The sequence below is a fragment of the Nocardioides sp. DN36 genome (genome assembly GCF_055380375.1).
Genome location: NZ_AP043823.1, coordinates 4,379,734 through 4,399,884 on the forward strand (window position 1 = coordinate 4,379,734; position 20,151 = coordinate 4,399,884).

Consider the following 20,151-nt stretch of genomic DNA (forward strand, 5'->3'; position numbering starts at 1 on the left):
CCGGATCTCCTCTCGCGGGGTGCGGTCGCGCTGCTGCGCACCGGTTGCTGGGAGTCTAGGGCGCGGAGCCGTTCGCGGGTCGGGGATCCTCATGCGGACGGGATGATGCCTGCGACCGTCGCGCCACGGGATCATCGGCGCGAGGAGGTGCCGCGCGGATGACTGCACAGGGGCTCACCGGCCGGTCCTCCGGCCTGCGGAGGTACGTGCCCGGCCTCGAGGTCGTCCGCCGCTACCAGCGCGGCTGGGTCAGGGCCGACCTCGTCGCGGGCCTCGTGCTCGCGGCGATCCTCGTGCCGCAGGGCATGGCGTACGCCGAGCTGGCGGGCCTGCCCGCGGTCACCGGGCTCTACACCACGATCGCCTGCCTCGTGGGCTACGCGGCCCTGGGGCCCTCCCGCATCCTGGTCCTCGGCCCGGACTCCTCCGTCAGCCCCCTGATCTACGCCGCGATCATCCCCCTCGTGGCCGCCTCGGGGGACCCGGAGTCCGCGATCGTGCTGGCCGGGATGATGGCGCTGATCGTCGGTGCGGTCGAGATCGGGCTGGGGGCCGCCAAGCTCGGCTTCGTCGCCGACCTGCTCTCCGTGGAGGTGCAGGTCGGCTACATGAACGGCCTCGCGATCACGATCATCGTCGGCCAGCTGCCCAAGCTCTTCGGCTTCTCGACCGACGCGGACGGGTTCGTCGACGAGCTGCAGGCCTTCTTCTCGGGACTGGACCAGACGGACACCACCACGCTCGTCGTCGGCCTGTCCGTGCTGGCCCTGCTGCTCGTGCTGCCCCGCGTGAGCAAGAAGGTCCCGGCCATCCTGGTGGCGATCGTGGGCGCGACCGTGGTCTCGGCCGTGCTCGACCTCTCGGCCGAGGGGGTGGCGACGGTCGGCTCCCTGCCGCAGGGCCTCCCCAGGCCGAGCTTCCCGTGGACCGGGTTCAGCGACGTGCCGGAGCTGCTGGTCGCCGCCCTGGGCATCACGCTGGTCTCGCTGACCGACACGATCGCGACGTCCACCAGCTTCGCCGCCCGTCGCGGCGACGAGGTCAGGCCGAACCAGGAGATGATCGGCCTCGGCGGCGCGAACATCGCCGCCGGCCTGTTCCAGGGCTTCGCGGTGTCGACCAGCGGGTCGCGCACCGCGGTGGCGGAGCAGTCCGGCGCGAAGAGCCAGGTGGCGGGGCTGGTCGGGGCGGGCGCGGTCGCGCTGATGCTGCTCTTCCTGAACTCGCTGCTCGCCGACCTGCCCAAGACCGCCCTGGCAGCCGTCGTCATCGCGGCGGCGCTGTCGCTGACGAACCTGCCGGAGGTGCGCCGGCTGTGGCGGGTGCGGCGTACCGCGTTCACCCTCTCGCTGGTGGCCACCGCGGGCGTGGTCTTCTTCGGCGTGCTGGAGGGCATCCTGGTCGCGGTGGCCCTGTCGATCCTGCTCTTCTTCCGGCGCAGCTGGTGGCCGCACGGGGTGGTGCTCGGCCGGGATGGAGCCGGAGGGTGGCACCAGCTGGAGGGCCGCGACGACCTCGAGGAGCTCCCGGACATCGCGGTCTACCGCTGGGAGGCGCCGCTGTTCTTCGCCAACGCGGGCATGTTCCGCCAGAACCTGCGCTCCCTGGTCCGCGAGAAGCAGGTCCGCTGGGTCGTGCTGCAGTGCGAGGCGGTGACCGACGTCGACGTCACGGCCGCGGAGAAGCTGGAGCAGCTCGACCGGCAGCTCAACGAGCAGGGCGTGCACCTCGCGTTCGTCGAGCTCCGCGAGCGGCTGCGGGACCTGTTGCTGCGCTACGGGCTGATGGAGACGCTGGACAAGGACCACTTCTACGCTTCGATGGACGCTGCCCTCGAGGCGATCAACGCTGAGGACGCGGTGCGCACCGAGACCACGCCGGACCCGGACGGAGAGGACCAGCGATGAGCGAGCCCGAGGACCAGGGGACGGGGCCCGGGCGACGGGTCGGTACGGCGCGCCGCTGGCTGGCCGATGCCCGCCGGGTCGACCAGGCCGTCTACAGCGCGGTGGCGCGGACGCCCACGCCCGCGCTCGACAGGAGCATGAGCCGCCTGTCCCGGTCCGCCGACCGGTCCGGCCTGTGGCTGGCCACGGCGGGGGTACTCGCGCTCGCCGGCGGCCGCAGCGGCCGGCGCGCGGCCGCGGAGGGGCTGATGTGCGTCGCGGTGAGCAGTGCCGTGGTCAACCTGGGGGTCAAGCGCCTGGGGGGCCGGGCCCGCCCGGACCGCGAGGGCGCGCAGGTGCCGCTGGACCGGCACGTGACCATGCCGACCTCGCTGTCGTTCCCGTCGGGGCACTCCGCGTCCGCGTTCGCCTTCGCCACCGGGGCCGGCACCCGGCTGCCCGTGGTCACGGTCCCCCTGCACGGGCTCGCGGGCGTCGTCGCCTACTCGCGGGTGCACACCGGCGTGCACTTCCCCGGGGACGTGCTGGTGGGGTCCCTGCTCGGCACCGTGATCGCCCAGCTGACGACGCAGGTGACGACCCGGCTCACCGGGCGGTCGGCCGACCGCTACGCCGCCTCGCGCGGCTGATCGTCCTGCGCGGCGAGGTGCCGCAGGGTGAGGGCCTGCTGGCGCAGCAGCCGCAGGTCGAGGGGTGGCCGGTGCGCGGGCACTCCCGGCCGGCTCCGCGGCACGCGCACCCGCAGCGCCAGCGGCTGGATGGTGCAGCGCACGGGCGTCGGCATCAGCACGGCCTCGCCGTCGATGCCGACCGGGATCTCGGGCACGTCCGCCTCCACGACGACCTCGTGGGCGAGGGCGGTGCTGAGCCCCCGCGCGTGCCGCCCGTTGAGCAGGCCGGCCGCCCTCGCGGCCGAGTCGACGGTGATCGCCACGACACCGAGCTGCCCGGTGTCGAGCCTGGCCCGTCGGCCGAGGCCGGCGAGGTCGCCGAGGCCGTAGGGGTTGTTGCTGATCAGCAGCGCCTGGGGCGCCTCGACGGTCTGCCGGCCGTCCACGTGCGCGACCAGCCGCGGCCCGCGGTGCCCGGCCAGGACGTCGGGGAGCATCTGCAGGGTGGTGCCGCGCTTGTCGTCGCGGTACGCCGGGCTCTGCACGATGTCGGCGTACGCGCCGAAGGACACGTTGTTGACGAAGGTCCGGTCCCCGATCAGGCCCAGGTCGACGCGGATCTCGACAGCGTCGCTGAGTGCGTCGAGACAGGCGTCGGGGTGCTCCCGATCGAGCCCGAGGTCCAGGGCGAAGTGGTTGCGGGTGCCGGCGCTGACGACCAGGAACGGCAGGTCGAGCTCCGCGGCGATGCCGGCGACCAGGGCCTGGGTCCCGTCCCCTCCGGCCACCCCGAGGAGGTCCGCCCCGCCGGCTGCGGCGGCACGGGCGAGCTCGGCGATGTCGACGTGCTCCGGTCCCTCGAGCAGCGCCACCTCGGCGCCGAGGGCGCGAGCCGCCGTGTCGAGCCCGAAGCGGCCGACCTTCCCGCCGCCCGAGCGCGGGTTCATGATCAGGAACGGCCGGGACGGGGGAGCCACGGCAGTCTCGGGCATCTTGTCGGCCGGCCGGGAGCGCTCCATCGCCGCGCGCGCAGCTGCGAGGGCGGCGCCGGCGAGCAGCAGCACGACGATGATGTCGAGCAGGTGGCCCCGGGCGATGTAGAAGGCCACGACACCCAGGGGGGCCGCGACCGCGACCGCAGCGCCGAGCCAGCGTCGTACGCCCCGGTTGCTGAGGAACCACCAGACGCCGGCCAGCGCGAGCCCCGTCCCGAGCACCCCCACGACGAGCACGGCGATGCTGGTGCGGCCGCCGGCGAGCAGGGCGAGGAACGCCGCGGCCGCGGCCACGAAGGCCAGCCTCGCCAGCCACCGCTGGCCGGTCGTCACCGCCGGAGCGGTCGTCGTCGTACCCATGCGGCGAGCGTCTCCCGGGCCACCGGCGCGGGCCAGAGACGATGGTCCCGCCCCGCGGCCGCCGACGGTCCACACCCCGACCGGACGGATTACCCCATTTCGGGGACGGATCGGCCGGATCCCGGCATCCTGACACCGACACGGACCACCGGGCGGGGGCAGAGCTCATGGAAGGTCGCAGGCGCATGCGCACGTCACGTCTCCGGTCGCGGACCGGCCCCCTGGCACTGGTGCTCACCCTGGCATTGGCCGGCCTCGCCGCCACTCCCTCGTCGGCCGCGGTGACGCGCGACGGCGGGCACGACCGGGGCTGGTGCCGCAGGCACCTGTGCCCGGAGCCGACGACCGCCCCGGCCCCGACGGCGGGCCGACCGCTGTGGGGCGGCACCGTCTACCGGGCCGGTGGGGAGACCTACGAGCACGCCTACCAGCGGGTGCAGGCGGCGTACGGCGGCCTCGACGCGATCAGGATGTTCTTCCCCGGACTGCCGGCGACCTGGGCGAGCATCGAGGAGAAGGTGCACGACACCCCGGTCGTGGTCTCCTTCAAGGCCGACCCGGCAGCGGTCGTCGCCGGCCGGTACGACGACCGGTTCCGGCAGTGGTTCGCCGACGCGCCCCGGGACCGGGTCACGTACTGGACCTACTGGCACGAGCCCGAGAACGACGACATCGACCTGGCGACGTACCGCCTGGCCTGGCAGCACCTCGACGACCTGGCCGACGCGGCCGCCAACCCCGACCTGCGCTCCACCCTGGTCCTGATGTGCTGGACGCTGAGCCCGAAGTCGGGCCGGGACTTCGCCGACTACTACCCGGGCGGCGACAGCATCGACGTGCTGGGCTTCGACTGCTACAACAACGGCCGTCGCAAGGGCGTCTACCGGGACCCGGCGAGCATCCTGTCGCCGGTGCGGGCCGTGGCCGAGCAGCACGGCAAGCCGTGGGGGATCGCCGAGTTCGGCACCACCGTGGTCGACACGGACGGCGGCGAGCAGGGCCGCGCGGAGTGGCTGCGCGGCATGGCGGACTTCGTCCGCGACAACGGCGGCGTGTTCGCGACGTACTTCGACTCCTTCGTCGGCTTCGACTACCGCCTCCACGACGAGACCTCGAAGCGCGCGTGGCGGGAGATCGTGACCGACCACTGACCTCCGGCCGACGGGTTTGCGCGAGGCGCCGGTCGGGCAGGACACCCTCGTCGCACCATCGTCGAGGGGGAACGCATGGGATCCGATCCGTACGCGCCGGGCTACCGTCCTGACGGGACGAGCTCGCGGGGCAACCTGGGGGACGTCGGTCACGGCAACCAGTTCGGCCTGGACCTGTACAGCCTCTACAAGGCGGGACGGCTCCACTTCCCGGCCCAGGCGGAGCGGTTCTCGGGCCTGGCCTCCGACGCCCAGTACGCCGGCCACGGGGTCTCCTCCGTGCAGGCGGCCGCCGGCAACCCGGCCGCCCTGTCGAAGATCCTGGACCTGCGCGAGCGACTGCACCTCGCGATCTACAAGACCACGCTCTCGCTGCGCGACCTCGGGCCGGTGCTGGTCAAGATCGCCGATGACTACGCCGCCACCGACGAGGACGCCCGAGCCGCCTTCCGGTCGATGTTCGGTCAGGTCTCCGAGCAGAACCTCTACTCGGACCCACCGGCGACGGTGCCCGACCCGCCGCGGCCCGACGAGCCCTACGAACCGCCGCGGGAGACGATCCCGAAACCCGGCGGCCGCCAGATCCTGATCTGATCTCGAGGACGTGACGACATGAGCGAGCCCCAGGTCCCCTTCAGCGACAGCGAGTTCTCGAGCAAGTTCGACGAGTTCGAGACGATGCTGGTCGACTTCGGCACCATCACCCTCGCGCTCGACGCCTACCAGGCCAACCAGGACTGGCACCACGAGTCCACGATGGGCGTCGAGTACCGCACCTCGGTGATGGTCGGTGAGAAGTACCCGTTCTCGCTCACCTTCACCCTCTACGACTTCGAGGTCGGCAGCGAGGACGCCGCTCGGGCGCACTGGGAGCACGAGCGCAGTGGCTGGGCGTCGTTCGCGGACAGCTGGGCACGGGGGAAGGTCGCCGAGCTGAAGCCGCGCTTCGACACGATCATCGATCCGTGGCCGGGGCACCTCGAGAGCGCCGCCTCGGAGTTCGAGGACATCCGGATCGTCCTGGGCACCCAGGTCCCCGACGACTTCGCGCAGCTCGACTACTCGGAGAGCCACTGGGAAGGCCTGACGGCCACGAACTTCTTCAACAACTTCTACAACCTCATGCCGCAGTGCGTGGACAACCAGGCCTGGGTCGCGGAGATGCTGCAGAACGCCTGCGGGGCCGCCAAGGGCGTGGTCGACATGGGACGCAACAGCGCCATGAACACCGTGGCCGCGATGGTCACCCGCGTCGACGACGCGTTGCGTGCCCGGCAGGACGCGCACAGCATCTCGCCGACGGAGTTCCTGACGATCGCCAGCACGATCCTCGACCTGATCGACATCATCCCGATCGCAGTTCCCGACTCGATGCAGCAGTACGTCGAGAAGTTCGACGAGGTCACCGGGGACGCCCGGTCCACGGCCTCGACGCTCATCGGCTATGCGCAGGACGGCATCCCGGAGAAGTCGGCGGTCCCGCAGACCGCTGCGTCCCAGCGACCCGAGGGCGTGGTGGCGGACTTCCACACGGCGATCGACAGCATCGGGGACAACCTGACGAAGGCGTGGGACCAGCTCGACGTCGACTACCTGGTGAAGGTGGACAAGAACATCGACGCCCTCGAGGACCTCTCGCTGCTGTGGCTCAGGAGCCCGGACCTGGCCCAGGGCCCGGGCGGTCCCGGCGGCTTCCACCACAACTCCAGCAACCAGTACCAGTGACGACGCGAGGGCTGCGGACGGTGCGTCTGGCGGGCGGGCTGGCCTCGCTGGTGTTCCTGGCGGGCCTGCTCGGCGGTTGCGGCGACGAGTCGCCCTCCTGGGGGGCGGTCGACGCGGACACCTGCGGCGAGCTGGACCTGACCGGCCTGGTGGGCGACGCCTACCCGTCCCTGCCGGCGGCCGAGGCCAGCGCCGACGAGACCACGGACGGCGGCAGCAGGAGTGCGGTGTGCATGGCCAGGGTGGCCACCCCGGACGGTGGACGACTCGTGGTCCAGGTGGAGCTCTCCTCGCGATCCGACGGCGCCAAGAACTCGCTCTACGACCTGCGTGACGGCGGGCAGGTCGGCCTCGACGGCACCGTTCGTGAGGTGGAGCCGAAGACCGTGGACGGCTGGTGGGAGGAGGGGGTGAGCGTCGTGGCGATGACCTCCGACACCGCGCCCGCCTCGGCGAGCGTGGGGCTCACCGTCCGCGACCGCAACCTCGTGGTCGCCGTGCGCATCTCCGACAAGCGCGTGGGCGGCACCTCCGCCGACGTCGACGCGGACCGGGGCCTCGCGGACGCGGTGCTCGACGTCGTGCCGGACGTCGTGCCCCAGACCTGAGGCCGCACCCCAGGGTCGACAGGCGGTCAGCCCGCGGGACCACTGGCCCTGTCCGCCGTACCCGGTGGCCGCGGAGGGTGGAGGCAACCCGACCCCGCGGAGGCGAGCGATGGCGGACACCGACTTCCCCTACGCCGACAGGTTCCCGGTGCACCGCGTCCTGCCCGACCGGGGGACGCCTCGCGAGGACCTGCTGGCCGAGCTCCGGGCCATGGCGACCGAGGAGGATGCGTTCTGGGAGACGGGGAAGTGCTCCGGGACGATGTACTCAGGCGACCACGAGCACTACCGGTTCCTGACCGAGGCGTTCGGCCTGTTCGCCCACGTCAACGTCCTGCAGCGCGACATGTGCCCGAGCGCCACGAAGTTCGAGGGCGAGATCATCGCGATGGCGCTCGACCTGCTGCACGCCGAGGCCGTCACCGACGGCGAACCGGGCGGGCTGGTGACCACCGGCGGCAGCGGCAGCATCCTGCACGCGGTGCTGTCCTACCGGGAGCACGCGGCCGCCCGCGGCGTCACCTGGCCCAACTTCGTCAAGCCGGAGACCGGCCACCCCGCCTTCGACAAGGCCTGCCGGCTGCTCGGCATCGAGCTGCGCACCGTGCCGGTCGACCCGGTGACGACCCTCGTCGACCCCGACCGGGTGGCCGTCGAGATCGACGACCGGACCATCGCGATCATGGGGTCGGCGTGCAACTACGGCTACGGGACCATCGACCCGATCGCCGCGCTCGCGGAGGTCGCGTCCGCCAAGGGCGTCGGGATGCACGTGGACGGCTGCCTCGGCGGGTTCATCCTGCCGTTCGGCCAGGAGCTCGGGTACGACATCCCGGTCTTCGACTTCCGGGTCCCGGGGGTCACCAGCATCTCGGCCGACACCCACAAGTACGGCTACGCGTTCAAGGGGACCTCGACGGTGCTCTTCCGTGACAAGGGGCTGCGGGACGCGCAGTACTTCCACCTGCCCGGCTGGAGCGGGGGGAAGTACATGTCGCCCGGCATCGAGGGGTCCCGCTCGGGCGGGCTGCTGGCCGAGACCTGGGCGGCCATGGTCCAGCTGGGCCGCGAGGGCTACCTGGAGCACGCGCGCGCGATCTTCCGCACCGCGGACGAGATGAAGGACGTGGTCCGGTCGCACCCCGAGCTGCGCATCATGGGCAGCCCGACGTTCTGCTTCAGCTTCACCTCCGACGACTTCGACATCTACCACGTGGCCGACCTCATGCGCGGCCGCGGCTGGCGGTTCAACGGTCAGCAGTACCCCAACGCGATCCACATGGCCGTCACCGGGCCGCAGACGCAGCCGGGCCTGGTGGACACGTTCGCCGAGGACCTCGAGCAGGGGGTGGCCTACGCCCGGCGCGCCGAGGCAGGCGGCCAGCAGGCCTTCTCCGGGGCGATCTACGGCGGGGTGCCCGGCGGCATGAGCCTGGAGGCGGAGGAGTTCATCGTCTCGGTCATGGACGACATGCTCGACACCGAGCTCTCGGTGCCGCCGGCGACGTGATGTCCACGCCCGGGGGCAGCCGGCTGGTGCTCGCGGTCGATCTCGGGTCGAGCAACGTCAAGGTGGGGCTGGTGACGCTGCGCGGCGAGGTGCTCGCCTGGACCTCGGAGCCGCTGTGCACCGAGGTCGGTCCGGGCGGCCGGGTGACCCAGGACGCCGGGGAGTGGTGGCGGCTGGTCACGGCGGCGGCGCGCCACTGCCTGGCCGAGGCGGACGTCGACGGCGGCCGGGTCGTCGCCGTCTGCGTCACCGGTCAGTGGGCCAGCACCGTGCCCGTCGACGGCGACGGTCTGCCGGTCGGCCCGTGCCTGATGTGGAGCGACACCGAGGGGGCGGCGTGGTCGCGCGCCGTCGTCGGCGGCCACGTCCAGGGCTACCGGGCGACCGCCCTCGCGACGTGGGTACGACGCACCGCCGGCATCCCCTCCACGTCCGGCGCCGACCCGGTCGGGCACATGCTGCACCTCGAGCACGACGAGCCCGTGGTGGCGGCGGCCGCCCGCTGGTACCTCGAGCCGGTCGATGCCCTCGCGATGCGGTTCACCGGCGTGGCGGCGGCCACCCCCGCCTCGATGACCGCCGCCTGGCTCACCGACAACCGGCACCCGGAGCGGCTCGCCTACGACCCGGTGCTGGTCCGCCGGGCGGGGGTCGACCCCGGCCGGCTGCCGCCGCTCGTCGCGACCGGCAGCGTGGTGGGGCCGGTGCGCGCCGAGGTCGCCGCGCAGCTCGGGATCTCGCCGGACGCCGTGCTCGTGGCCGGCGTGCCGGACCTGCACGGCGCCGCGCTCGGGTCCGGCTGCGTCCGCGACCACGAGGCGCACCTCTCGATCGGCACCACGGCCTGGGTCAGCTGCCCGCTGCCCGACAAGAGGACGGACCTGCTGCGGCAGATGGCCACCGTGCCGGGGCTGCGGCCCGACCGCTACCTGCTCGGCAACAACCAGGAGACCGCCGGACGCTGCCTGGAGTGGCTCGCGCGGGTGCTGGCCGACGACGGCGGGCCACCGGCGTACGACGACCTGCTCGCGCTGGCGGAGACCTCACCGCCGGGGGCGGGCGGCGTCGTCTTCACGCCCTGGCTGGCAGGGGAGCGCTCCCCGGTGGACGACCGGGCCGCGCGCGGCGGGTTCCACCACGTGTCGCTCTCCACCACCCGCGCCGACCTGGTCCGTGCGGTGCTGGAGGGCGTCGCTCTCAACGCGCGCTGGCTCCTCGAGGCGGCCGACCACGTGGCCGGGCGACGGCTCGAGCCGCTGCGGCTGGTGGGCGGTGGGACCCGGTCGCTGCTGTGGTGCCAGGTCCTCGCCGACGTCTCCGGGCGTCGCGTCGAGCGGATCGCGGAGCCGCTGCTGACCGGCCTGCGGGGCGTGGGCCTGCTCAGCGGGCTGGCGCTGGGGGAGATCGGTTGGGCCGAGGTGCGGGACCTGGTGCCGGTGGACGCCGTGCTCGACCCTGACCGCGCCACCCGGGAGACCTACGACCGCGCGTTCTCGGCGTTCGTCGACCTCTACCGCGCGCAACGGCGGATATTCGGCCGGTGACCACGGGGTCGTGTGCCTGACGACGCGCCATGTCGCGTGCCTGGCACACGAGTCGTCGGCGCGCAGGTCTTCCGCGAAGCCGCACTGTCGTGGTTGGTTGTCCGAGGGCCACACCCCCGGCCCCGGGAGAACCAACGGGAGGAACCTCCATGAGGAAGCTCGTCAGCGCGGCCGCGGTTGCGGCCCTGGTCGGCGCGGGTGTCGCCACCATGGGCACCGTCGCCGCGAACGCACACCAGGCGCCGGTCGCCCGCACCGCCGTCCAGCACTCGCTCAAGCAGGTCGCGGCGCGCGGGTACCAGCCGCCGCCGATCACGTGGGGCGAGTGCGCGTCCCAGAGCCTGCAGGACGCGGGCGCGAAGTGCGGCATGGTCAAGGTGCCGCTCAACTACGACCGCCCGCAGGGTCGCAAGATCCAGCTGGCGGTCTCGCGCATCAAGCACACGACGTCCAAGGCGGACGCCCAGGGCGTCATGCTGGTCAACCCCGGCGGCCCCGGCGGCTCCGGTCTGGGCCTGGCCCGGCTCGGGGCGTACGTCCCCAACGGCGGCGGCGACCCGTACGACTGGATCGGGTTCGACCCGCGCGGTGTCGGCAGCAGCAAGCCCTCCCTGAGCTGCGACGGCAACTACTTCGCCGCCGGCCGGCCCGCCTACGAGCCGGTCTCGCCGAAGATCACGGACTACTGGCAGGACAAGGCGATGGGCTACTCCGTCGCCTGCAAGGACGCGAACCTCCGGCTGCTCCGGAACACCGACACCCGCACCTGGGTCAAGGACATGGAGAGCATCCGCAAGGCGCTGCACCGCAAGAAGATCAACTACTACGGCTTCTCCTACGGCACCTACCTCGGCCAGGTCTACGCCACGATGCACCCCGACCGGGTGCGACGGTTCGTCTTCGACGGCGTCGTGAACCCCGAGGACGTCTGGTACGACGCCAACCTCGAGCAGGACAAGCAGTTCGACAAGAACATCGACATCTTCTTCGACTGGGTGGCCAGCCACGACGACGTGTACGGGCTCGGCACCGACGGTGACGCCGTGCGCGCCATCTACTACGACGTGCTCGACAAGCTGACCAAGAACCCGGAGCCGGACTTCGGTGCCGCCGACTGGAACGACGTCTTCGTGGGCGCTGCCTACTACGTCTACGGGTGGGACGACACCGCGCACATCCTGGAGGCCGCTGCCCAGGGCGACCTCGGCCCGGCCAAGGACTACTACGGCGACCCGACCGGTCCCGGTGCCGACAACACCTACGCCAACTACCTGGCCGTGCAGTGCGCGGACGCGCCCTGGCCGCAGAGGTGGAGCACCTGGAAGCGGGACAACCAGAAGCTGTACGCCACCGCTCCGTTCCTCACCTGGAACAACGCCTGGTACAACCTGCCCTGCCGCACCTGGGCGGCGCCGTCGGGCAAGCCGGTCAACGTCAAGGGCCAGCACGTCAAGCCGATCCTGCTGATCGAGGAGACCAACGACGCGGCGACGCCGTGGGCCGGCGCGATCGAGGTGCGCCAGCGGTTCCCGAAGTCCGTCCTCATCGAGGGCGTGGGCGGTACGACACACGCCGGGTCGCTCTCCGGTGTCTCCTGCGTGGACAACCGGATCGCGAGCTACCTGCTCACCGGTCACGTCCCGAAGCGCCGGGCGGGCGACAACCGCTCGGACGTGAAGTGCGCTCCGGTGCCGCCGCCGGACCCGACGCCGGCGACCCCCTCCGCGCGCAGCCTCCGCGCGCCGGTGCGTGACGACAACACCGGCACGCTGCGCGACCTGATCACGGACGCGATCACGAAGCGCTGACGTCAGGCAGGCAAAGACGAGGGCCGCAGCCGGTGATCCGGCTGCGGCCCTCGTGCGTTCGCGTCACCGGGTGGCGGTGCCGGCACCGTCACCGAGCTCGTCACTGGGCGGCGTACCCGCCGTCGACGAGGTGGTAGCTGCCGGTGATGAAGCTCGCGGCGTCGGAGGCGAGGAATGCGACCAGGGCCGCGACCTCCTCGGGGGTGCCGAGCCGGCCGGCGGCGTGCTTGTCGGCCAGCGCCTGCTGGGTCTCGGCGTCGAGGTTGGCCTCGAGCAGCGGGGTGGAGATGAAGCCGGGGCCGACGGCCGTGACGCGGACCTGCTGGGCGGCGTGCTCGAGGGCGGCGTTCTTGGTGAGCCCGAGTAGGCCGTGCTTGGAGGTGACGTACGCCGAGGAGCCGGGGATGCCGACCGAGCCGAGCACCGACGCCATGTTGACGATCGCGCCGCCGCCGTTGCCGGCGATGGCCGGGATCTGGGCGCGCATGCCGTAGAAGACGGCGTTGAGGTTGACCTCGATGACCTTGCGCCAGCTGTCGACCGGGTACTCGCCTACCGGAGCGGCCGCGCCGCCGATGCCGGCGTTGTTGACGGCGATGCGCAGCGGCGCGAGCGCCTGTGCGGCAGCGACCGCGGCGGCCGCGACCTCGGGGTCGGCGACGTCGCCGACGAAGGCCTCGGCGTTGCCGCCGGCCGCGGTGATCTCCTTGGCGACGACCTCGGCAGCGTCGCGGTCGAGGTCCACGACCAGGACGGCCGCACCGTTCTCCGCGAGCAGGGCGGCGATCGCCCGTCCGATGCCCGATCCCGCTCCGGTCACGATCGCCGAGCGGTCCGCCACGTCGTAGGTGGCCATGGTTCTCCTCCTGTCCCGGCGTCGCGGGACGCGCGGCGCCGACTTCTTTCCGACATCTGTCGGATATCTCTGTAACCTACAGTTGTCGGAGAACATTCCCGACCGGAGGTGACCATGGACCCGCGGCAGCGCCGTACCCGCGACCGGCTGCACGCCGCCGTGCTCCGGCTCGCCGCCGAGCGCCCGGTGGCGGAGCTGAGCGTCACCGAGGTGGCGGCCGCGGCGGGGGTGCACCGCTCGACCCTGTACGAGCACGCCGCGTCGCCGGCCGAGCTGCTGCAGCAGGCGCTGCTGGTCGAGCTCGACGCGCTGCGCGAGCAGCTGCTCGACGACAGCGGCCGGGACGTGGCCCGTGCCGTCACGTCGATCACCGAGGGCGTGCTGCGCCACGTCGAGCGGTACGCCGCCGTCTACCGCCGGGGCCTGGGGGCCGGGAGCGGTGAGGCCAGCCTGCACGCGATGCTCAGCGGCCACTTCCGGGAGAGCAGCCGCCGGCTCCGCGAGCTGGCCCGGGTCGAGGTGCGGGTGCCGGTCCCCGGCGTCGACGACGAGGTCGTCGCGGACGTGGCCGGGCGCTTCCTCGCCGACGGCACCGTGGGAGCCATCGAGGGCTGGCTCGAGCGACCCGAGCTCGATGTCGAGGACTTCATGCGGATGTACGTCCGGCTGGTCCCGGACTGGTGGCCGCACGACCTCGCCGCGGAGGCGCGTTGAGGTCCGACCGGACAGGTGGCGAACTACGCTCGTGGTGTGGACAGGTGCCCTCTGTGCGGACATGCGGCCAAGGCTGAGCGCCGCTCGTTCGTCGACCGCCTGTGGGGGCTCAGGCCCTACTGTCCCGAGCCGGTGGCGACCGCCGAGAACCTGCGCGACACGTGTGGGTGCAACGACCCCTGGCACGTGGCCGGGACCTGAGGCGCGCGGCCGCGCTCGACGTGGCCGGGCGAGAGACGACGAGAGCCGCAGGTCGATGACCTGCGGCTCCCGGTGCTTGTGGGCAGGGGCGGGGTCGAACCGCCGACCTTCCACTTTTCAGGCGGACGCTCGTACCAACTGAGCTACCTGCCCAAGCAGGCGTCACCATACCGGAGGGGCGCGCGGCGTACGAAAATGGGCCCGGGTCAGGACGACTCGCGCCGTTGCGCGAGCCGGGTGACCTCCGAGGCGGCGCGGTCGATCCGGACCAGCAGCTCACGTGCGCGACCCGCGTCGGCGCCGAGGGTCCGGTCGAGGTCGGCGAGCATCCGCCGGAACCGGTCCCGGCACTCCCGCAGCGTCTCCGCGCCGGTCTCGGTGAGCTCGACCCGGTGCGAGCGGCCGTCGGCGGGGTTGGCGGTGGTGCGTGTCTGGCCGCGCCCGCGGAGGGCGGCCAGGTGCCCGGTGAGCGTGGAGGCGGTGACCCCGAGCCGGTCGGTCAGCTCTCGCGGGGTCAGTGGCGAGCCGCCCAGCTGGCTGAGGACGGCGTACTCCGACGGGCGCACGCCGGTGCCGGCGAGCGTCGCCTCCATCAGCTCGCCGATCCGTTGGTGGAGCACGAAGAGGTCGAGGACCAGGTTGCCGTCCACCGCCCCGATCTGGCGCCCGGGCTGGTGCTCCTCGCTCATGGGGTCATTGTGGCGGGGCCTGGATCCCGGCGGGCGAAACGCTGGAAACAACTACGAACTCGTATTAGTTTGGTGGCGAGCCCACCGGGGGCTCCGATCGGGACGGGGGTGGGCGGCGTGCTGGTGGCTCTGCTGCTGGGTGGGGGTGGCTGTGCGCTGCTGGCATGGCGCCGGTTGCGACCGGGACGGCGCCGGTCCGCAGGCGCCGGCGCGCGGATCCGGACGGCGCGCTGGGACAGCACTGCCCGCACCCTCGACTACCGGCACACCCGGTGAACGTCGTGCCCGCGGCGCGCGCGCTCGGACCCCTGGTGTCGCTGCTGCTGGGGCTGGGCTCCCTGACGGGCGGGTGCTCCGCCGGCGGGGACGCTGGCGACCCGGCACCCCCGGAGCGGGCGGCGGCACCCCCGACGTCGACCCCGACGCCGGCGTACGACCCGCTGCCCTGGCGCGCCGTCGACGGCCCCCTGGGCCGATGTGGCCCGCTGCCGCAGCGGGTGGCGGAGCAGCGGTACCGGTCGCTCGCGCTGCACGGTCCCGCGGGGGTCGTGCTCCCTGCCGTGACGGCCGGGCGCGGGAGGACCGTGGCGATCCTGGTCCACCAGACCGACGGCAACGGCCTGTGCGGGTGGCTCAGCTTCGCCCAGCACCTGGCCGAGGTGCCCGGCGTGACGGCCCTCGCGCTCGACCTGTGCGCCTACGGCGAGGCCCGCTGCGAGGGCGGCTACGTCGAGCGGCAGACCGACCAGGTCGGGCTGGCCGTCGATCACGCCGTCGACGACCTGCACGCCCGGCGCGTGGTGCTGGTCGGCGCCTCGATGGGCGGCAGTCTGGCCGTGCTGACCGCGTCCCGCGACCCCCGGGTCGACGCCGTGGTGGACCTGTCCGGACCCGACGAGTGGGCCGTCCCGGCCGTGCACGTCGCGGCCCGCGGGCTCGAGGCGCCCACGCTGTTCGCCGTCGCCAGGGACGAGGGCGAGGACGAGGTCGCCGCGATGCGCGAGGCGGCGGCGAGCGCTCCCCGCGGCAGCGACCTCGCGCTCGAGGAGGCCGGCCACGGCTACGAGCTGCTCGAGGAGCCCGACGGGCGTCCGACCGGGCTCTCGCGCCGGGTCCTGCACTGGGTCCGCGGCCGGTAGTCCGCGCGTCGCGTCGGGTTGGAGCGCGCCACGCGCCACCCCTATGCTGTCGGGGCAGTCAGGCCCCCATCGTCTAGCGGCCTAGGACGTCGCCCTTTCACGGCGGTAGCACGGGTTCGAATCCCGTTGGGGGTGCCAGCTCAGGGTCGCGAGAGTCCCGATTGGGAGTCAGCACCAACCATGGGTTAGAGTTCCACCCGCTTCACCAGTGAGGCACCAGCAAGAAATCCTGGCCCCGTAGCGCAGTTGGTTAGCGCGCCGCCCTGTCACGGCGGAGGCCGCGGGTTCGAGTCCCGTCGGGGTCGCAGACGAACGCTCCGGATCACCAGATCCGGAGCGTTCTTGCATTTGCGGGCACCCCGAGAATGGACCCGTGCCCATCGAGATGGATCCCGCCCGGTTCGACGCCCTCGTCGACCAGGCCCTCGACGAGATCCCCGACGAGATCGCCGCCTTGGTCCACAACGTGGTGGTGCTCGTCGAGGACGAACCTCCGCAGGGCGAGCCCGACGACCTGCTGGGCCTCTACGAGGGGGTCGCGCTGACCGAGCGGTGGGGCACGCCGCCGGTGGAGCTGCCGGACCGGATCTTCGTCTTCCGGGGGCCGTTGCTCGACATGTGCGAGAGCGAGGAGGAGCTCGTCGAGGAGGTCCGGATCACGGTGGTGCACGAGATCGCGCACCACTTCGGGATCGACGACGACCGGCTCCACGAGCTCGGCTACGCCTGATCCGGCCGCGCGGCTCAGCCCAGGAGGTAGCCCAGCGCGCACGCCGGCAGCGCGAGCGCGAGGGTGACGCCGGCGTACGACGCACCGCCGGCCGGCCCACGCTCGTGGGCCTTCACCGCGAACGCGGAGTACGTCGTGAACCCGCCGCAGAAGCCGGTGCCGAGCAGCGCCAGGGCGTGCTCGCCGGGCGCGGTCGCGGTCAGCAGGCCCAGCAGGAACGACCCGACCACGTTCACCGTCAGCGTGCCCCAGGGGAACCGGCGGTCGAGCCAGTGGCCGGCGAGGAGGCGCAACGGCGCGCCGACCGCGGCGCCGAGGGCGACCAGCAGCGGGGTCACTCGTTGCCCTCCTCGTCCTCGAACGCGCGCTGGGCCAGCGGGCTCGAGAGCCGGTGCGCCACCGCCACGGCTGCCACGCAGGCGGCCAGGGTCCCGAGCAGGTAGGTCAGCGCGGTCCCGGTGTCCCCGGCGTCGAGCAGCCTGCGGGTCTGCTCGGAGTACGTCGACAAGGTGGTGTAGCCCCCGAGCACCCCGGTGCCGAGCCCGGCCGCGAGCGCCGGGCTGCGGCGTACGGCGTAGAAGGCCGGGAGGGTGGCGAGCAGGAACGAGCCGGTCACGTTGATCGCGAAGGTGGTCCACGGGAAGCCGTGGCCGTCGGGGAACAGCTCGCCCAGGCCCCACCGGAGCAGGGCGCCCAGGGCGCCACCGACCGCGACCGCGGCGATGAGCCGCGGCGGGGGAGGCGGCGTCACGAGACGCTGCTGCGGGGGCTCGGCACGCCGGAATCGTGCCATGCCACCGGGGACTCCCCGATGCTCTGTCGGACGAACTCCCCGAGGAACCAGCGCTGGAACTGCTGCTGCTCGGGGGTGCGGGCCAGGGAGAGGAGCCGCTCCTCGCGGCAGAACGCGTCGGCCAGGTCGAGGAGCTCGATGAAGTGACCGATCTTGCCGGCGTCCTCGGCGGGCATCGTGACGTGGAGGTCGGTCAGCTCGCGGCCGTCGCGGATCGCGGCGTCGATCTGGTCGGCGCCCATCCCGTCGCGCAGCTGGCGCTCGAGGGAGCCGAAGACGTCGGAGAGGTCCTTGGCGAGCGGGTAGTCGGCCTCATGGGTCAGGGCGAGCAGCCGGACCTCGCGACGCAGCTCGCGGTAGTGGTGCTGGAAGCGCAGGTAGGTGCGCAGCGGGACGCCGACCACCTTGACCGCCACGTCGTCGGGACGCGGCTCGCGCGGCGCGGGGTCGACCACGCCGGTGATGATCCCCTCGGCGAGCTCGTCGCGGACGTGGCTGCTCGGGGCGAACCAGACGACCTTGCCGTCGTCCTCGATCTCGGCGCCCCACGCGTCGGCGCAGCGGGCCACGATGCCCAGGCCGCGGCCGAAGGTCAGCAGCAGCTCGTCCTCGTCGGTGGGGTGGGTCTCCGGGAGCCGCGGCGGCTCGAGCGAGCCGTCACGCACCTCGACGCGCGGGTGCTCGCGGGTGCCGCGGACCCGGACCTGGATCGGCGCGTCACCGTGCAGCAGGGCGTTCGTGACGAGCTCGGAGACCCCCAGCTCGGCGCACTCGACCAGATCGGGACGATCGATGTCCGTGCAGGTGTCAACCACCCAGCGACGTGCGTTCTGCACGCCGCGGGGACCAGAACCCAAGGTCAGGGCTGGCCGGTTCAGCGGCACGGAAATCACTCCGGAGGGGCGGGGGATCGATCAGTTCATTGTCCGTCTGTCTACCCGGCTCGGCCGGCAGCGAAACGTGGGTCGTTGAAAGTTTCGGCAGCATCTGGGTACGACGTGGATCGGCGCTCGCGCGACCGGCCCGTGAAGGGGCGCGCGAGTGCTCCGCCTCACGTGGGGGCCGATTGGTCAAGCACTGGCGTGCAGCGGGACAATGAGGGAGCACGCGGGCCCGTCGGTCACGGCGAGGCCCATCGCCGCGGGAAAGGTTCGGCATGGCAGGCACGCAGACGGAGCAGGGGACGGGCAAGCGCCACCAGGTGGTGGTGATCGGGTCCGGGTTCGGTGGGCTGTTCGGGACCAAGGCGCTGCGCCGGGCCGACGTGGACGTGACGATGGTGGCCAAGACCACGCACCACCTCTTCCAGCCACTGCTCTACCAGGTGGCGACCGGCATCCTCTCCGAGGGCGAGATCGCGCCGCCCACGCGCGAGGTCCTCAGCGGTCAGGGCAACGCCCAGGTGCTGCTCGGCGAGGTCACCGGCATCGACCTCGAGGCCCGCACGGTCACCTCGCAGGTGCTCGGCCGCGAGACGGTCTCGTCGTACGACTCCCTGATCGTCGCCGCCGGCGCGGGCCAGTCCTACTTCGGCAACGACCACTTCGCCGAGTTCGCCCCCGGCATGAAGAACATCGACGACGCCCTCGAGCTGCGCGGCCGGATCTTCGGCGCCTTCGAGATGGCCGAGCTCGGCGCGGTGCGCGGCGACAGCGTCGACCACCTGCTGACCTTCGTGGTCGTCGGCGCCGGCCCGACCGGCGTGGAGATGGCCGGCCAGATCGCCGAGCTGGCCCACCGCACGCTCAAGCGCGACTTCCGTGCGATCAACACCCGCAGCGCCCGGGTCGTCCTCGTCGACGCCGCGCCGCAGGTGCTCCCGCCGTTCGGCCAGAAGCTCGGTGACAAGGCCAAGGCCGAGCTGGAGAAGCTCGGCGTCGAGGTCATCCTCGGCGCGATGGTGACCGACGTCGACGAGCGCGGCATCGAGATGAAGTTCAAGGACGGCCGGGTCGAGCGCATCGACACGGTCACCAAGATCTGGGCAGCCGGCGTCCAGGCCAACCCCCTCGGCCAGACGCTCTCGGAGCAGACCGGCGCGCCGCTGGACCGCGCGGGCAGGATCAGCGTCAACCCCGACCTCACGCTGCCCGGCCACCCCGAGGTCTTCGTGGTCGGCGACATGATCTCCCTCGACAACCTCCCCGGCGTCGCCCAGGTCGCGATCCAGGGCGCGAAGTACGCCGCCAAGGAGATCGACCACCGGATCAAGGGCAAGCCCTCGCAGGGCCCGTTCAAGTACTTCGACAAGGGCTCGATGGCGATCATCAGCCGGTTCCGCGCGGTCGCCATGGTCGGCAAGCTCCGGCTCACCGGCGTGATCGCCTGGCTGATGTGGCTGGCGGTGCACCTCGTCTACATCACCGGCTTCAAGAACCGGGTCACCGCGGTGCTGCACTGGTTCGTCTCGTTCCTGGGCCGCGGCCGCTCCGAGCGCACCACCACCGAGCAGCAGATCTTCGCCCGCAGCGCGCTGGCGCGGCTCAAGCGCGGCGCGACCGACCTGGTCTCCGAGCCGGGTGCGTACGACGCCGCCCGGGCCCTGCTCGAGACCACCCGGCGCGCGGAGCTCGAGGCGCAGGCAGCCGAGGAGGCCCGCCTCACCGATGCCGGCGAGCGCGGCGTCCACCTCGCCGAGCGCCGCTGACCGAACCACTCGTTGAGCTGGGCCGAAATCGGCGTTGAGCTGGGCCTGATTCGGCGCCAGATCCCGAATCACGCCCAGCTCGACACTGAATCGGGCCCACTTCAACTTCTCTCGCGACGTCGGGGGCGGCGGGAACTCGGTGGCCGTGGTCGGGTGCGGGTTG

At 72.5% G+C, this 20,151-nt stretch carries 20 protein-coding genes and 3 tRNA genes; 16 read left to right on the plus strand and 7 right to left on the minus strand.

From position 1 onward, the window contains the following. Positions 1–158 precede the first annotated feature (158 nt). Positions 159–1,907: a SulP family inorganic anion transporter gene (locus tag ACZ43H_RS21935; RefSeq protein WP_464586445.1), complete on the plus strand. Its 1,749-nt coding sequence runs from the start codon at positions 159–161 to the stop codon at positions 1,905–1,907. After that, on the plus strand, positions 1,904–2,536 hold the full coding sequence (locus ACZ43H_RS21940) for a phosphatase PAP2 family protein (RefSeq protein ID WP_464586446.1): 633 nt from the start codon (positions 1,904–1,906) through the stop codon (positions 2,534–2,536). Before ACZ43H_RS21935 ends, ACZ43H_RS21940 begins: the two co-directional genes overlap by 4 nt. Here the strand turns inward: ACZ43H_RS21940 and ACZ43H_RS21945 are convergent. Next, positions 2,515–3,873, minus strand: coding sequence for a diacylglycerol/lipid kinase family protein (locus ACZ43H_RS21945; protein ID WP_464586447.1), 1,359 nt, complete (start codon positions 3,871–3,873; stop codon positions 2,515–2,517). The genes ACZ43H_RS21940 and ACZ43H_RS21945 overlap by 22 nt on opposite strands. A 185-nt stretch (positions 3,874–4,058) precedes the next feature. On the opposite strand from ACZ43H_RS21945, the gene ACZ43H_RS21950 reads away from it, so the two are divergent. From ACZ43H_RS21950 to ACZ43H_RS21980, 7 genes are all read left to right on the plus strand, one after another. Further along, the gene (locus ACZ43H_RS21950; RefSeq protein WP_464586448.1) at positions 4,059–5,024 is read left to right on the plus strand and encodes a glycosyl hydrolase; all 966 of its coding nucleotides are present in this window, start codon (positions 4,059–4,061) and stop codon (positions 5,022–5,024) included. A gap of 75 nt (positions 5,025–5,099) precedes the next feature. After that, positions 5,100–5,618 carry a hypothetical protein gene (locus ACZ43H_RS21955; RefSeq protein ID WP_464586449.1) on the plus strand — a complete coding sequence of 173 codons (519 nt, stop codon included), beginning with the start codon at positions 5,100–5,102 and terminating at the stop codon, positions 5,616–5,618. Positions 5,619–5,636: 18 nt separating this feature from the next. Beyond that, positions 5,637–6,749 (plus strand): hypothetical protein, encoded by a 1,113-nt coding sequence (locus ACZ43H_RS21960; RefSeq protein WP_464586450.1) that lies wholly within the window; start codon positions 5,637–5,639, stop codon positions 6,747–6,749. Further along, entirely contained in the window at positions 6,746–7,357 is a 612-nt protein-coding gene (locus ACZ43H_RS21965) for a hypothetical protein (protein ID WP_464586451.1), read from the plus strand. The genes ACZ43H_RS21960 and ACZ43H_RS21965 overlap by 4 nt, the downstream gene beginning before the upstream one ends. A gap of 109 nt (positions 7,358–7,466) precedes the next feature. Continuing rightward, the gene (locus tag ACZ43H_RS21970; RefSeq protein ID WP_464586452.1) at positions 7,467–8,867 is read left to right on the plus strand and encodes a pyridoxal phosphate-dependent decarboxylase family protein; all 1,401 of its coding nucleotides are present in this window, start codon (positions 7,467–7,469) and stop codon (positions 8,865–8,867) included. Continuing rightward, positions 8,867–10,411, plus strand: coding sequence for a xylulokinase (locus ACZ43H_RS21975; RefSeq protein ID WP_464586453.1), 1,545 nt, complete (start codon positions 8,867–8,869; stop codon positions 10,409–10,411). The genes ACZ43H_RS21970 and ACZ43H_RS21975 overlap by 1 nt, the downstream gene beginning before the upstream one ends. A gap of 149 nt (positions 10,412–10,560) precedes the next feature. Beyond that, the gene (locus ACZ43H_RS21980; protein WP_464586454.1) at positions 10,561–12,219 is read left to right on the plus strand and encodes an alpha/beta hydrolase; all 1,659 of its coding nucleotides are present in this window, start codon (positions 10,561–10,563) and stop codon (positions 12,217–12,219) included. A 100-nt stretch (positions 12,220–12,319) separates the two neighbouring features. On the opposite strand, the gene ACZ43H_RS21985 is transcribed toward ACZ43H_RS21980, so the two are convergent. Then, a complete protein-coding gene (locus tag ACZ43H_RS21985; protein ID WP_464586455.1) occupies positions 12,320–13,075 on the minus strand; it encodes an SDR family NAD(P)-dependent oxidoreductase in 756 nt (251 codons plus the stop codon). A 114-nt stretch (positions 13,076–13,189) separates the two neighbouring features. Here ACZ43H_RS21985 and ACZ43H_RS21990 point away from each other — a divergent pair, with 114 nt between their 5' ends. Beyond that, positions 13,190–13,789 (plus strand): TetR/AcrR family transcriptional regulator, encoded by a 600-nt coding sequence (locus tag ACZ43H_RS21990; protein ID WP_464586456.1) that lies wholly within the window; start codon positions 13,190–13,192, stop codon positions 13,787–13,789. 280 nt (positions 13,790–14,069) lie between these two features. Here ACZ43H_RS21990 and ACZ43H_RS21995 read toward each other — a convergent pair. Further along, positions 14,070–14,143 (minus strand) — tRNA-Phe (locus tag ACZ43H_RS21995). A 53-nt stretch (positions 14,144–14,196) separates the two neighbouring features. After that, positions 14,197–14,679, minus strand: a complete 483-nt coding sequence (locus ACZ43H_RS22000; RefSeq protein ID WP_464586457.1) for a MarR family winged helix-turn-helix transcriptional regulator — start codon at positions 14,677–14,679, stop codon at positions 14,197–14,199. Positions 14,680–14,796: 117 nt separating this feature from the next. Here ACZ43H_RS22000 and ACZ43H_RS22005 point away from each other — a divergent pair, with 117 nt between their 5' ends. The 5 genes from ACZ43H_RS22005 to ACZ43H_RS22025 all read left to right on the plus strand — a co-directional run bounded on the left by ACZ43H_RS22005 (position 14,797) and on the right by ACZ43H_RS22025 (position 16,548). Beyond that, positions 14,797–14,955, plus strand: a complete 159-nt coding sequence (locus ACZ43H_RS22005) for a hypothetical protein (protein ID WP_464586458.1) — start codon at positions 14,797–14,799, stop codon at positions 14,953–14,955. After that, positions 14,952–15,818: an alpha/beta hydrolase gene (locus ACZ43H_RS22010; protein ID WP_464586459.1), complete on the plus strand. Its 867-nt coding sequence runs from the start codon at positions 14,952–14,954 to the stop codon at positions 15,816–15,818. Before ACZ43H_RS22005 ends, ACZ43H_RS22010 begins: the two co-directional genes overlap by 4 nt. 62 nt (positions 15,819–15,880) lie before the next feature. After that, positions 15,881–15,956 (plus strand) — tRNA-Glu (locus ACZ43H_RS22015). Positions 15,957–16,049: 93 nt separating this feature from the next. Beyond that, a tRNA-Asp gene (locus ACZ43H_RS22020) sits at positions 16,050–16,123 on the plus strand. A gap of 68 nt (positions 16,124–16,191) precedes the next feature. Beyond that, positions 16,192–16,548: a metallopeptidase family protein gene (locus ACZ43H_RS22025; protein WP_464586460.1), complete on the plus strand. Its 357-nt coding sequence runs from the start codon at positions 16,192–16,194 to the stop codon at positions 16,546–16,548. 14 nt (positions 16,549–16,562) lie between these two features. Here ACZ43H_RS22025 and ACZ43H_RS22030 read toward each other — a convergent pair whose 3' ends face one another. The 3 genes from ACZ43H_RS22030 to ACZ43H_RS22040 are packed head-to-tail and all read right to left on the minus strand — an operon-like array spanning position 16,563 to position 18,177. Continuing rightward, the gene (locus ACZ43H_RS22030) at positions 16,563–16,886 is read right to left on the minus strand and encodes a fluoride efflux transporter FluC (protein ID WP_464586461.1); all 324 of its coding nucleotides are present in this window, start codon (positions 16,884–16,886) and stop codon (positions 16,563–16,565) included. After that, on the minus strand, positions 16,883–17,299 hold the full coding sequence (locus ACZ43H_RS22035) for a fluoride efflux transporter FluC (protein ID WP_464586462.1): 417 nt from the start codon (positions 17,297–17,299) through the stop codon (positions 16,883–16,885). Before ACZ43H_RS22035 ends, ACZ43H_RS22030 begins: the two co-directional genes overlap by 4 nt. Further along, a complete protein-coding gene (locus ACZ43H_RS22040; protein WP_464586463.1) occupies positions 17,296–18,177 on the minus strand; it encodes an ATP-binding protein in 882 nt (293 codons plus the stop codon). Before ACZ43H_RS22040 ends, ACZ43H_RS22035 begins: the two co-directional genes overlap by 4 nt. Positions 18,178–18,497: 320 nt before the next feature. Between ACZ43H_RS22040 and ACZ43H_RS22045 the strand changes: the two genes are divergently transcribed. Continuing rightward, positions 18,498–19,988 (plus strand): NAD(P)/FAD-dependent oxidoreductase, encoded by a 1,491-nt coding sequence (locus ACZ43H_RS22045; RefSeq protein ID WP_464586464.1) that lies wholly within the window; start codon positions 18,498–18,500, stop codon positions 19,986–19,988. The last annotated feature ends 163 nt before the right edge of the window (positions 19,989–20,151 follow it).

Bases quoted from the DNA above. Each gene is read 5' to 3' on its own strand.
- ACZ43H_RS22000 (WP_464586457.1), bottom strand. From the start codon at position 14,679: ATGAGCGAGGAGCACCAGCCCGGGCGCCAGATCGGGGCGGTGGACGGC.
- ACZ43H_RS21990 (WP_464586456.1), top strand. From the start codon at position 13,190: ATGGACCCGCGGCAGCGCCGTACCCGCGACCGGCTGCACGCCGCCGTG.
- ACZ43H_RS21970 (WP_464586452.1), top strand. From the start codon at position 7,467: ATGGCGGACACCGACTTCCCCTACGCCGACAGGTTCCCGGTGCACCGC.
- ACZ43H_RS21980 (WP_464586454.1), top strand. From the start codon at position 10,561: ATGAGGAAGCTCGTCAGCGCGGCCGCGGTTGCGGCCCTGGTCGGCGCG.
- ACZ43H_RS21940 (WP_464586446.1), top strand. From the start codon at position 1,904: ATGAGCGAGCCCGAGGACCAGGGGACGGGGCCCGGGCGACGGGTCGGT.
- ACZ43H_RS21935 (WP_464586445.1), top strand. From the start codon at position 159: ATGACTGCACAGGGGCTCACCGGCCGGTCCTCCGGCCTGCGGAGGTAC.
- ACZ43H_RS22045 (WP_464586464.1), top strand. From the start codon at position 18,498: ATGGCAGGCACGCAGACGGAGCAGGGGACGGGCAAGCGCCACCAGGTG.
- ACZ43H_RS21975 (WP_464586453.1), top strand. From the start codon at position 8,867: ATGTCCACGCCCGGGGGCAGCCGGCTGGTGCTCGCGGTCGATCTCGGG.
- ACZ43H_RS21985 (WP_464586455.1), bottom strand. From the start codon at position 13,075: ATGGCCACCTACGACGTGGCGGACCGCTCGGCGATCGTGACCGGAGCG.
- ACZ43H_RS21950 (WP_464586448.1), top strand. From the start codon at position 4,059: ATGCGCACGTCACGTCTCCGGTCGCGGACCGGCCCCCTGGCACTGGTG.
- ACZ43H_RS21955 (WP_464586449.1), top strand. From the start codon at position 5,100: ATGGGATCCGATCCGTACGCGCCGGGCTACCGTCCTGACGGGACGAGC.
- ACZ43H_RS21945 (WP_464586447.1), bottom strand. From the start codon at position 3,873: ATGGGTACGACGACGACCGCTCCGGCGGTGACGACCGGCCAGCGGTGG.
- ACZ43H_RS21960 (WP_464586450.1), top strand. From the start codon at position 5,637: ATGAGCGAGCCCCAGGTCCCCTTCAGCGACAGCGAGTTCTCGAGCAAG.